General features: G+C 72.7%; 11 protein-coding genes. 9 read left to right on the plus strand and 2 right to left on the minus strand.

The genetic code is table 11. The features are described 5' to 3' along the window. The first annotated feature begins 143 nt into the window (after nucleotides 1–143). Complete coding sequence (radA, locus tag AAT21_RS34190) at nucleotides 144–1,580, plus strand: DNA repair protein RadA (protein WP_046780897.1); 1,437 nt, start codon at nucleotides 144–146, stop codon at nucleotides 1,578–1,580. Nucleotides 1,581–1,864: 284 nt separating this feature from the next. Then, on the plus strand, nucleotides 1,865–2,989 hold the full coding sequence (gene disA / locus AAT21_RS34195; RefSeq protein WP_030817598.1) for a DNA integrity scanning diadenylate cyclase DisA: 1,125 nt from the start codon (nucleotides 1,865–1,867) through the stop codon (nucleotides 2,987–2,989). Between the two features lie 66 nt (nucleotides 2,990–3,055). Here the strand turns inward: disA and AAT21_RS34200 are convergent, their stop codons facing one another. Beyond that, the gene (locus tag AAT21_RS34200; protein ID WP_046780898.1) at nucleotides 3,056–3,862 is read right to left on the minus strand and encodes a hypothetical protein; all 807 of its coding nucleotides are present in this window, start codon (nucleotides 3,860–3,862) and stop codon (nucleotides 3,056–3,058) included. Nucleotides 3,863–4,106: 244 nt separating this feature from the next. Here AAT21_RS34200 and AAT21_RS34205 point away from each other — a divergent pair, with 244 nt between their 5' ends. The 6 genes from AAT21_RS34205 to AAT21_RS34230 all read left to right on the plus strand — a co-directional run bounded on the left by AAT21_RS34205 (nucleotide 4,107) and on the right by AAT21_RS34230 (nucleotide 9,947). Next, nucleotides 4,107–5,072, plus strand: a complete 966-nt coding sequence (locus tag AAT21_RS34205; protein ID WP_107081464.1) for an HhH-GPD family protein — start codon at nucleotides 4,107–4,109, stop codon at nucleotides 5,070–5,072. A 252-nt stretch (nucleotides 5,073–5,324) separates the two neighbouring features. Beyond that, nucleotides 5,325–5,891 (plus strand): SigE family RNA polymerase sigma factor, encoded by a 567-nt coding sequence (locus AAT21_RS34210; RefSeq protein ID WP_030763752.1) that lies wholly within the window; start codon nucleotides 5,325–5,327, stop codon nucleotides 5,889–5,891. Nucleotides 5,892–5,956: 65 nt separating this feature from the next. Then, the gene (locus AAT21_RS34215) at nucleotides 5,957–6,595 is read left to right on the plus strand and encodes a hypothetical protein (RefSeq protein WP_046780906.1); all 639 of its coding nucleotides are present in this window, start codon (nucleotides 5,957–5,959) and stop codon (nucleotides 6,593–6,595) included. Nucleotides 6,596–6,629: 34 nt separating this feature from the next. After that, a complete protein-coding gene (gene cseB / locus AAT21_RS34220) occupies nucleotides 6,630–7,343 on the plus strand; it encodes a two-component system response regulator CseB (protein WP_046780900.1) in 714 nt (237 codons plus the stop codon). Then, nucleotides 7,340–8,680 carry a two-component system sensor histidine kinase CseC gene (gene cseC, locus AAT21_RS34225; protein WP_046780901.1) on the plus strand — a complete coding sequence of 447 codons (1,341 nt, stop codon included), beginning with the start codon at nucleotides 7,340–7,342 and terminating at the stop codon, nucleotides 8,678–8,680. Before cseB ends, cseC begins: the two co-directional genes overlap by 4 nt. A gap of 88 nt (nucleotides 8,681–8,768) precedes the next feature. Continuing rightward, nucleotides 8,769–9,947 (plus strand): LamG-like jellyroll fold domain-containing protein, encoded by a 1,179-nt coding sequence (locus AAT21_RS34230; protein ID WP_046780902.1) that lies wholly within the window; start codon nucleotides 8,769–8,771, stop codon nucleotides 9,945–9,947. A gap of 116 nt (nucleotides 9,948–10,063) precedes the next feature. On the opposite strand, the gene AAT21_RS34235 is transcribed toward AAT21_RS34230, so the two are convergent. Continuing rightward, nucleotides 10,064–10,657 carry a M23 family metallopeptidase gene (locus AAT21_RS34235; protein WP_046780903.1) on the minus strand — a complete coding sequence of 198 codons (594 nt, stop codon included), beginning with the start codon at nucleotides 10,655–10,657 and terminating at the stop codon, nucleotides 10,064–10,066. 348 nt (nucleotides 10,658–11,005) lie between these two features. Here AAT21_RS34235 and AAT21_RS34240 point away from each other — a divergent pair, with 348 nt between their 5' ends. Beyond that, nucleotides 11,006–11,461: an NACHT N-terminal Helical domain 1-containing protein gene (locus AAT21_RS34240; protein ID WP_157879838.1), complete on the plus strand. Its 456-nt coding sequence runs from the start codon at nucleotides 11,006–11,008 to the stop codon at nucleotides 11,459–11,461. The last annotated feature ends 61 nt before the right edge of the window (nucleotides 11,462–11,522 follow it).

Below are 11,522 nucleotides of genomic sequence, written 5' to 3' on the forward strand. Positions count from 1 at the left end.
TGGTGCACTGACGACGGCCCTGACGACGGCCCGAAAGCGGGCGGGGGCGGGAGCCACCCGCACCCGGCGCCGCCACCCCTGCGCCGCCGCCCCGGGGGGCACCGCGGCCCGCGCTGTCGGTGCCGGCGGCTACCGTGAACGGCATGGCTGCCCGCACTGCTCGTTCATCCGCCAAGGACCGACCGTCCTACCGCTGCACCGAATGCGGCTGGTCCACGGCCAAGTGGCTCGGCCGGTGTCCCGAGTGCCAGGCCTGGGGGACCGTCGAGGAGATGGGTGCGCCCGCCGTACGGACCACCGCGGCCGGCCGGGTGTCGACCGCCGCGCTGCCGATCGCCCAGGTCGACGGGCGGACGGCGACCGCGCGCAGCACCGGGGTGGACGAGCTGGACCGCGTCCTGGGCGGCGGGCTGGTGCCCGGCGCCGTCGTGCTGCTGGCCGGTGAGCCCGGCGTGGGCAAGTCGACGCTGCTGCTGGACGTCGCGGCGAAGGCGTCCAGCGACACCCACCGCACCTTGTACGTCACGGGTGAGGAGTCGGCGAGCCAGGTGCGGCTGCGGGCCGACCGCATCAAGGCGCTGAGCGACCACCTGTACCTCGCCGCCGAGACCGACCTGTCGGCGGTGCTCGGGCATCTCGACGCCGTGAAGCCCTCCCTCCTCATCCTCGACTCCGTACAGACCATCGCCTCCCCCGAGATCGACGGCGCGCCCGGCGGCATGGCCCAGGTGCGCGAGGTGGCGGGCGCGCTGATCCGGGCGTCCAAGGAGCGGGGCATGGCCACCCTCCTCGTCGGCCACGTCACCAAGGACGGGGCCATCGCCGGTCCCCGCCTGCTGGAGCACCTCGTCGACGTGGTGCTGAGCTTCGAGGGCGACCGGCACGCCCGGCTGCGGCTCGTGCGCGGTGTGAAGAACCGGTACGGCGCCACCGACGAGGTCGGCTGCTTCGAGCTGCACGACGAGGGGATCACCGGGCTCGCCGACCCGAGCGGGCTGTTCCTGACCCGGCGCGCCGAAGCCGTTCCGGGGACCTGCCTGACCGTGACCCTGGAGGGGAAGCGGCCGCTGGTCGCCGAGGTGCAGGCGCTGACCGTGGACTCACAGATCCCCTCCCCCCGGCGGACCACCTCGGGCCTGGAGACCTCGCGCGTCTCGATGATGCTGGCGGTGCTGGAGCAGCGCGGCCGGATCACGGCGCTCGGCAAGCGCGACATCTACAGCGCCACCGTGGGCGGGGTGAAGCTCACCGAGCCGGCCGCGGACCTGGCGATCGCGCTCGCGCTGGCGTCCGCCGCCAGTGACGTCCCGCTCCCGAAGAACCTGGTGGCCATCGGGGAGGTAGGCCTCGCCGGAGAGGTGCGGCGGGTGACGGGCGTACAGCGGCGGCTGGCGGAGGCGCACCGGCTGGGCTTCACGCACGCGCTGGTACCGGCGGATCCGGGCAAGGTGCCGCCCGGCATGAAGGTCACGGAGGTCGCCGACATGGGCGACGCCCTGCGAGTGCTGCCGCGCGGCCGTTCCCGTACGCCGGCCAGGGAGGCCCGGGAGGCCAAGGAGCGGGCCGCGGCGGCGGAGTAGGTCCGGCACCCGTCCCGGCCGGGCCCGGCCGGGGCCGTCGGCCCCGCCCCGTGCCGCGCACCGACCACCATGATCGAACCGAGCGGCCCGTCATGATCGAACCGGCCGACCGACCGGTCGCCGCCCTGGTCAGGGGGTCCTCAAGGCCCCTCACCGGGCCGTAGCTCGCCAAGCCACGGCGGGTCCGCAGCGCGCGCCGGTAGACTTTGTGCTGGTCCGCCCGGCCGTACGCACGTCCTCGTGCCCCCGTGCTGGGCGGCGCAACCCGCGACCGGAGGAGTGCAGTGGCAGCCAAGGACGGGGCATCAGCACCCGGGAAGTCCGGCGCGAGCTCCAAGCACGACGCGCTCATGCGCGCCTCGCTGAGCGCGGTCGCACCTGGTCAGCCACTGCGCGACGGCCTTGAGCGGATCGTCCGCGGCAACACCGGCGGCCTGATCGTCCTCGGCATGGACAAGGCCGTCGAGGCGATGTGCACGGGCGGCTTCGTCCTGGACGTGGAGTTCACCGCGACCCGGCTGCGCGAGCTGTGCAAGCTCGACGGCGCGCTCATCCTCGACAAGGACCTCACCAAGATCCTGCGGGCCGGCGTACAGCTCGTGCCGGACGCATCGATCCCCACGGAGGAGACGGGCACCCGCCACCGCACGGCCGACCGCGTGTCGAAGCAGTGCGGCTTCCCGGTGGTGTCGGTGTCGCAGTCGATGCGGCTGATCGCGCTGTACGTGGACGGGGAGCGGCGGGTCCTGGAGGAGTCCGGGGCGATCCTGTCGCGGGCGAACCAGGCACTGGCCACGCTGGAGCGGTACAAGCTGCGCCTCGACGAGGTCGCGGGCACGCTGTCCGCGCTGGAGATCGAGGACCTGGTCACGGTGCGCGACGTGACGGCGGTCGCGCAGCGGCTGGAAATGGTCCGCCGGATCGCGACCGAGATCGCCGAGTACGTGGTCGAACTGGGCACGGACGGGCGACTGCTGTCCCTCCAGCTGGACGAGCTGACCGTGGGGATCGAGCAGGAGCGGGAGCTGGTCATCCGGGACTACGTGCCCGAGCCGACGGCGAAGCGTTCCCGCACGGTGGACGAGGCGCTGGCGGAGCTGGACGCGCTGACCCACCCGGAGCTGCTGGAACTGCCCATCGTGGCGCGGGCGCTGGGGTACACGGGCTCGCCCGAGACGCTGGACTCGGCGGTGTCGCCGCGCGGCTACCGGCTGCTGGCGAAGGTGCCGAGGCTGCCGGGCGCGATCATCGAGCGGCTGGTGGAGCACTTCGGCGGTCTGCAGAAGCTGCTCGCCGCGAGCGTCGACGACCTGCAGACGGTGGACGGCGTGGGCGAGGCCCGGGCGCGGAGCGTGCGCGAGGGGCTGTCGCGGCTGGCGGAGTCGTCGATCCTGGAGCGGTACGTCTAGCCTGCGGCTTTGCTCGGCCGACCCACGCGGGCGGGGCCTGAATGTCCCGCCGGCGGGCCGGGGGGTTCAGTTCTGCTTGAGGACGAAGGACGTGCGGGCCACCGGCATGCCGGGGGACTTGACCTCGACGACGTAGGTGTCCGGGGCGGCGGTCCCCGCGGGCGGCGTCTGGCACTGGTCGGCCGCGCTGAACCTGCGGTCCCAGTCCAGCGCGTGCTTGGTCTCGCCCTGGGCCGGGAGGCGGAAGAAGGCGTTGCCCGCGCCCGTCGGACAGTCCGCCGAGGACCACACCGCCTTGTTGCTGCTCGCCTGAAGGATGGTCATGACGGCCTGCTTCGGGCCGAGATCGACCTTGCAGGTGGTTCCGGAGATGTTGCGGGCGACCAGTTCGAGGCGGGGCTTCTCGTTCGCCTCGTACTCGTTCTTCGCGCTCTTGACCTCCCACTGGAGCGCGCTCGTCGCGCACGTGGGGAGCGGGGAGTCCGCCGGGACCGCCGCCGGGCCGCCCGCCCCGCCGCCGCTCGCGGAGCCCGAACCGCCGCCCGCGCCGCCACCGTTGCCCGGTTCGCCGTTCTTGCCCGCCCCGCCGCCGGAGCCGCCCCCTGAGCCCGCGGACCCGCTGCCGCCGGATTCGGGGCGCCCGCCGGGGGCGGCGCTGATGGCGGGGCCCGTACCGGCCGGGCCCGGGGTGATCGAGGTGACGGGATCGGGGCCGCCTTCGCCCTTGCCGTTCGTACTCGTCCTCCCCCCACCGGAACTGACGGTCCATACGGCGAGGAGCGCGAGGAGCGCGACGACGGACGCCAGCACAGCCCTCCGTCGCCAGTAGATGGAGGAGGGGAGCGGCCCGACCGGATTGCGCAGAGATCCCACGGAGGGAACTTTACGAGAGTTCGCGACGCGATCAGTGCCCCACATGCCGCGCAACGGACTCGATTTGCCGATGATCATCCTGCGGGCCCAGGCGGAGGCGGTGAGAACCGGCCAAAGGGCTGACATGGAGATTAATCCTGTTTCAGTACGTTCGGTGACCATGGACACCTCCGGCCTCGACCGCGCCGTCACCGGCCGACACGGCCTCCCCCGAGGTCCGAAACGTGCCAGGATGCCGTATGCCATGACTGCATCCCCCTCTCCCTCCCCCGACATGACCGACGCCGTGACCGACGACGCGTCCCGCGACGCTTCCGCCGGCTCCTCCCACGCACTGCACTCGCCCGTCATCGCGTGGTTCGAGGAGCACGCCCGCGACCTGCCCTGGCGCCGCCCCGAGGCCGGCCCCTGGGGCGTCATGGTCAGTGAGTTCATGCTCCAGCAGACCCCGGTCAGCCGGGTCCTGCCGGTCTACGAGCAGTGGCTCGCCCGCTGGCCCCGCCCCGCCGACCTGGCCGCCGAGGCCCCCGGTGAGGCCGTACGGGCCTGGGGGCGGCTCGGCTACCCGCGCCGGGCCCTGCGGCTGCACGGCGCGGCCGCCGCGATAACGGAGCGGCACGGGGGCGACGTACCGCAGGAGCACGCGCAGCTCCTCGCGCTGCCCGGGGTGGGCGAGTACACGGCCGCCGCGGTGGCCTCCTTCGCGTACGGGCAGCGGCACGCCGTCCTCGACACCAACGTCCGGCGGGTCTTCGCGCGCGCGGCCACGGGTGTCGAGTACCCGCCGAACGCGACCACGGCCGCCGAGCGGCGCCTGGCCCGCGAGCTGCTGCCCGGGGACGAGAGCACCGCGGCCCGCTGGGCGGCGGCGTCGATGGAACTCGGCGCGCTCGTGTGCACCGCGAAGAACCCGGACTGCGCGCGCTGCCCGGTGGCCGGGCTGTGCGCGTGGCGCCTGGCCGGGAAGCCGGCGCACGACGGGCCGCCGCGGCGCGGCCAGACGTACGCCGGGACCGACCGGCAGGTGCGCGGCAAGCTCCTGGCCGTGCTGCGCGAGGCGGTGGGCCCCGTTCCGCAGGCCGTGCTCGACACGGTGTGGAACGAGCCGGTGCAGCGGGCCCGCGCTCTCGACGGGCTGGTCTCCGACGGGCTGGTCGAACCCCTCGACGGCGGCCTCTACCGGCTCCCCCGGACCCGGCCGCAAGGGTGACCGGCGGCGGGCCGGGGACGGTTCGGGAACGGACCGTGCACCGGTCCGCCACTGCCCGTAGCCGCCACTGAAGCTGAGTCAGCAATTCCGCTTGCTGCCGTGAAACCGCAGCTCACGGGCACTGTTACACAACCTATGGGTGTCCGTGCTCCCACCGAAGGCTGGCTCGCACAGGCCCGTGACAACCCCTCCGTAGCGTCGTCCCCGTAAGACAGCGGTGGAGCGGTCGGACGGGAACGGAGGCGGTCTGAAATGGCGCAGGCGCATGGCGAGGTGCTCGGGTTCGAAGAGTACGTACGCACCCGGCAGGACGCCCTGCTGCGCAGTGCGCGGCGCCTGGTCCCGGACCCCACGGACGCCCAGGACCTCCTCCAGACGGCCCTCGTGCGCACCTACGGCCGCTGGGACGGGATCGCGGACAAGTCGCTGGCCGACGCCTACCTCCGGCGCGTCATGATCAACACTCGTACCGAGTGGTGGCGCGCCCGCAAGCTCGAAGAGGTCCCCACCGAGCAGCTCCCCGACGCGTCCGTCGAGGACGGCTCCGACCAGCGCGCCGACCGCGCCCTGCTGATGGACATCCTCAAGGTGCTCGCGCCCAAACAGCGCAGTGTGGTCGTCCTGCGACACTGGGAGCAGATGAGCACCGAGGAGACGGCCGCGGCGCTCGGAATGTCGGCGGGAACCGTGAAGAGCACTCTGCACCGCGCCCTGGCCCGCCTCCGGCAGGAGCTGGAGAGCCGGGACCTGGACATGCGTGCGCTGGAGCGCGGTGACCACACCATGCGGTACGAGGGGCGTGAGCGGTGCGCGGCCTGAACGGCCAAGATCTGAACGGCAGGAGCTCTCCCCCCTCGTTCGGGGGAAGAGGCAGTCTGGTGCTGGTGTCGGCGGGGACGATCGTCCTCGTCGGCACAGCCGTGTTCGCGGTCGGTTGCGCCACCGGCGGCACCGGCCTGCGCGACGGCGGCCCCGCCCGTACCGACACCGTCGCCAGGACCACGCCGTCGGGCTCGTCCTCCGAGTCCTCCTCGGCCTCGTCGTCCGCGTCCGGCACGGCCCTGAAGAAGGTGGACCCGGTCGCGCTGGTCATGGCGGACCCGAAGGTCAGCTCCGAGGTCAAGCGGGACCTCAAGCCCTGCACGGGCAAGGAGTACCCGGTGGACGTGAGTTACGGCAGGGTCACCGGCGGCCCGGTGGCGGACATCGTCGTGAACGTCCTGTCCTGTGCCGATGCCCTGGGCCGCGGCTCCTACGTGTACCGGTCGGACGGCGGCTCGTACGAGAATGTCTTCTCGGACGAACAGCCACCCGTCTACGCGGAGATCGACCGGGGCGACCTGGTGGTCACGAAGCAGGTCTACGGAAAGAGCGACGCGCTCGCCTATCCGTCGGGCGAGGACGTGATCACGTACCGCTGGAACGGGGAGAAGTTCACCGAGCAGGACCGGGTGCACTCGGAGTACAGCAACGTGGTCGACGGCGGGGTCCAGCCCGCCCCGGCGACGAGTCAGAAGAACTGAGCACTGAGCAAGAAGAACGAGGCGAGGCTTGCGCATGGCCGAGACCCATGTCCTGTTCGTGGAGGACGACGACGTCATCCGTGAGGCCACGACCCTGGCCCTGGAGCGCGACGGGTTCGTGGTCACGGCCATGCCCGACGGCCTGTCCGGCCTGGAGTCCTTCCGCGCGCGCCGGCCCGACATCGCCCTGCTGGACGTGATGGTGCCGGGCATGGACGGCGTGAGCCTGTGCCGCCGCATCCGCGACGAGTCCACCGTCCCCGTCATCATGCTGTCGGCGCGCGCCGACTCCATCGACGTGGTGCTGGGCCTGGAGGCGGGCGCCGACGACTACGTCACCAAGCCCTTCGACGGATCCGTGCTCGTCGCCCGGATCCGCGCCGTGCTGCGCCGCTTCGACCACTCGGGCGGCGCGCAGAACGGCGGCGCGGGCGGCCCCGACCACGGCCCGGACGGCGAGCGCGGCGTGCTCTCCTTCGGTGACCTGGAAGTGGACACCGAGGGCATGGAGGTCCGCAGGTCGGGTGCCAACGTCGCGCTGACGCCGACGGAGATGCGGCTGCTGCTGGAGTTCTCCTCCGCACCCGGCACCGTCCTGTCGCGCGACCGGCTCCTGGAGCGGGTGTGGGACTACGACTGGGGCGGCGACACCCGCGTCGTGGACGTCCACGTCCAGCGGCTGCGCACCAAGATCGGGCAGGACCGGATCGAAACGGTCCGGGGCTTCGGATACAAGCTGAAAGCATGAGACGGTTCACCCTCCGCACGGGCATCCGCTGGAAGATCACGCTCGCCATCGCGGCCGTGGGCGCCCTCGTGACGATCGCGCTGAGTCTGGTGGTGCACAGCGCCGCCCGCGTGTCGATGCTGGGGAGCGCCCGCGAAGTCCAGCTGGAACGGGTGCAGTTCATCTCCCGCAACGCCGAGGCCGGGCGCAAACCCCCCATGGGGGCCAAGCTCAACGATCCCGAACTGCCCGCCGAGCTGCGGCAGAAGGCGCAGTCGGGGCGGCGCGGGACGTACATCCAGGAGCGCCCGCACGGGGTGCCCGAGGTGTGGGCCGCCGTACCGCTCGGCAACGGCCAGGTGCTGTCGCTGCACACGCCGTTCCGGGAGAGCGCCGACCTGCTCCCCGACCTGGACCGGGCCCTGGTCATCGGCGGACTCGCCGCCGTCATCGGCGGATCGGCGCTCGGCGTCCTCATCGGCGGCCAGATCTCGCGCCGGCTGCGCAAGGCGGCCGCCGCCGCGCAGCGGGTGGCGCACGGTGATCCCGACGTACGGGTGCGGGACGCGGTCGGCGGTGTCGTCCGCGACGAGACGGACGACCTGGCACGGGCCGTGGACGCCATGGCCGACGCCCTGCAGCAGCGGCTGGAGGCCGAGCAGCGGGTGACCGCGGACATCGCCCACGAACTGCGGACCCCGGTGACGGGTCTGCTCACCGCCGCGGAACTGCTGCCTCCGGGGCGGCCCACGGAGCTGGTCCGGGACCGCGCGCAGGCGCTGCGCGCCCTGGTCGAGGACGTGCTGGAGGTGGCCCGGCTGGACAGTGCCTCGGAGCGGGCGGAGCTCCAGGAGGTGGCGCTGGGCGAGTTCGTGAGCCGGCGCGTGAAGGTGCTGATGCCGGAGGCCTCCGTACGGATCGTCGCGGACGAGATCGTCAGCACCGACCCGCGCCGGCTGGAGCGGATCCTGGGCAACCTGCTCGCCAACGCCGCCCGGTACGGGCGGCCGCCGATCCAGGTCGACGTCGAGGGACGGGTGGTGCGGGTCCGCGACCACGGGCCGGGCTTCCCCGAGGCACTGTTGCGCGAGGGGCCGAGCCGGTTCCGTACCGGGTCGACGGACCGGGCCGGTGTGGGACACGGGCTGGGGCTGACCATCGCGGAGGGCCAGGCGCGGGTGCTGGGCGCCCGGTTGACCTTCCGCAACGTCGCGGCCCCCGGTGTGCTGGACCGCTCGGTGACGGCGGCGGGCACGCCCGTCGGAGCTGCGGCCGGAGCGGTCGCGGTGCTGTGGCTGCCGGAGCACGCGCCGACGGCGACAGGCAGCTTCCCGGCCCTGAAGCTGCCGCCGGGCTGACGGAGGAGCACGCTGCCGTGGGCCCGGTACGGGGCCGACGGGTACCGGGCCGTGCCCGTCCACGGGTGCGTGTCCTAGGCTCCCTGCCATGACCGACGGCACGAATCCCCCGAGCGGCCCGCAGCCCGAGCCCGCACCCGGCAGCGGCGGATACGGGTTCCCGCCGGGACCGCCCGCCCAGAGCGGCTACGGCTACGGCTACCCGGCGGCAACCGAGGGCTACGGCTATCCGCAGCCCGGGCAGCAGCCGAACCCGTACCAGCAGGACGCGGGCGGCGGTCAGTGGCCGCCGGCCGGCGACCCGGCCCCGGCCCAGCCGGGCTTCACGAGGCTGGCCGGTCCGGACATGCCCGGCGCGGCGGAGCAGCCCGACTGGGAGGCCATGGCCGCCCGGTCCGAGGCGGCACGGCGCACGAAGAAGCGGCGGATGCTGGTCGGCGGGGCGACCGCACTGGTGCTGCTGGCCGGCGGTGGAACGTTTTTCCTGATGAGCGGCCTGGGCGACACCGAGGACGGGGCGAACGCCCAGCCCTCGACGTCGACGTCGGCCACGCCCGAACCGGAGGCGTCGCAGTCGTCCCAGGCCTACACGGCGACGGTCGCGGGTGACGACACGCTGCTGCGCGACAGCTACGGGCAGACCGGCATCCGGCTGGGCCCCGACCTCAAGGTCGCCCCCGTGGGCCAGCGGTTCCAGGTCCTCGGCAAGGGCAACGGGAACTCGTGGGGGCAGTCCGCCGAGGCCGTCGTCGACGTCACCAAGAGCTTCACGGTCACCGCGCGCGTCTACAGCTCCGCCGCCAAGGGCTCACGGATCGCGATCAGCCAGGGCGACGGGGAGTCCTACTCCTTCGAGCTCGGCGTGAACGAGATCAACGGCAAGCAGGCCTGGATCTTCCGGGTGCAGACGGGCGACAAGGGCGCCGAGGCGACCACGCGGACCGTCGCCGCCGAGGGGCTCACCGTCCTCAAGACGCCGACGCTGCTGATGGCCACGTACGACGCGGAGAAAAAGGCCATCGCCCTCTACGTGGACGGCAAGAAGGCCGGCGAGACGCCGGTCCCGGAGATCTGGCAGGGCCCCGGCCCGATGCAGCTCGGCCGCTCCCGGCACCACAACATCTGGACGGGACCGTGGCAGGGCGGCCTGCACAACATCAAGGTGTACGACGCGGCCTTCACGCAGGAGCAGGCCGCCGGGTACAAGGAGGGCAAGCTCTCGCCGGCGCCGAAGCCGGCGCATGCCTGGCTGCTCACCTGGCCCTGACCCGACCCGGACCTGACCGGCCGCGAACGGGTACGACGACGCCGACCGGCCCCGGGGGCCGGTCGGCGTCGTCGTGAAAAGGTCTCGCGCGGGTCGGTCGCGCGCCGGCTCTCAGGTCAGATGCTGACGCCGTTGGTGCGCAGGAAGGCCATCGGGTTGAGGGCGGAGCCGTAGTTCGGGGTGGTGCGGATCTCGAAGTGCAGGTGCGGGCCGCTGGAGTTGCCGGTGTTGCCCGACAGGCCGATGCGCTGCTTGACGGAGACCTTCTGGCCGATCTTGACCTGGATCTTCGACAGGTGCGCGTACTGCGAGTACGTGTTGTTCGCGTGCTTGATCACGATGGCGTTGCCGTACGCGGGGCCGTCGCCGCCGCCGTTCGGGCCGGCCTTGACGACGACGCCGCCGGCGGCGGCGTTGACCGGGGTGCCGACCGGGACGGCGAAGTCCTGGCCGGAGTGCTTGCGGGCCCACATGCTGCCGCCCTTGCCGAAGGTCGCGGACAGCGTGTACTTCTCCAGCGGCTTGTCCCAGAGACCGGCCTTCTTCTTCGCCGCGGCGGCGGCGTCGGTGGCGGCGGTGGCGGCGGCGGGAGCCGTCTGCGGGGCGTCGGCGAAGGCGGCGGTCGTCCCGGCCCCGAGAGCCAGCACCGCACCGAGGGTTGCGCCGACGGTGATACGGGTAGAACGGGTGATGACGCGCTTCGCGGACATAGAGCAGACCTCCGGGGCCGGGGACATGGGCGATCACACCCGTCTCGGGCATGAAGTGACCCGGCACGTTCAGCCATGTGCCGGGTTGGCTCATCTTTGGTAACCCGTATGTCCGGACATCCCCAAACGTCCCCCTTTACTACCCGGGCTCGTAGGAGCGCCGGGGTGACGTGGTCCGTTGACAGGATTCTCCGCGAACAAACCACCCTCAACGGCCCCCGCAAGGCTCTGTCGATCTACGAAACCCCCTCGTATGTCCGTTTTGTTCTGTGCGGCTTGTCACCGGCCTGTCCCAGAACCGACCGCTTCGGGCCCCCGTGAATGTGACCGGCGCTACGCTCCCGGCTCGTGGACGCATCAGTGGTGGGGATCCGGCTGGCTTCGGCTGTCGTGACGCCCCTGATCAAGAAGCTCTTACGGGCCGAGGGCGCGGGCGCGGGCCTGATCGACCGCCCGCAGCGCATCTCCTCCTACGTCTCCTGGCGCGAGAAACGCGGCCTCGACGCGGCGGATCTGCGCACACTGGCCGACCGCCTGGTGCGCGAAGCCCTGCGGGCCCCCGGCGAGCGGCCGCTCCCGCCCGGCGAGGAGGCCGGGGTGGCGGCGGCCCTCGCGGTGACCCTGCACGCGCTGGGCGACCTCACCCTCTCCGACGTGGAGGCCGTCCGCCTCGGCCCCGCGGCCTTCGCCCGCCGGCTCCGGGCCGCCGCACCGGCGACCGGGCTCTCCCGGGACGCCGGCCTCTTCCACGACCGCCTGGTCGACCTGGCCTGCCTGCACATCGTCAACTTGACCCGGCCCTGAAGGACCGGGCTTGGAGGTAGTGCCCAGCTGGATGCTGGGGTGGACTCCTCCGTCCAGACAC

The sequence above is a fragment of the Streptomyces yangpuensis genome, assembly GCF_001005295.1.
Taxonomy (GTDB): domain Bacteria; phylum Actinomycetota; class Actinomycetes; order Streptomycetales; family Streptomycetaceae; genus Streptomyces; species Streptomyces yangpuensis.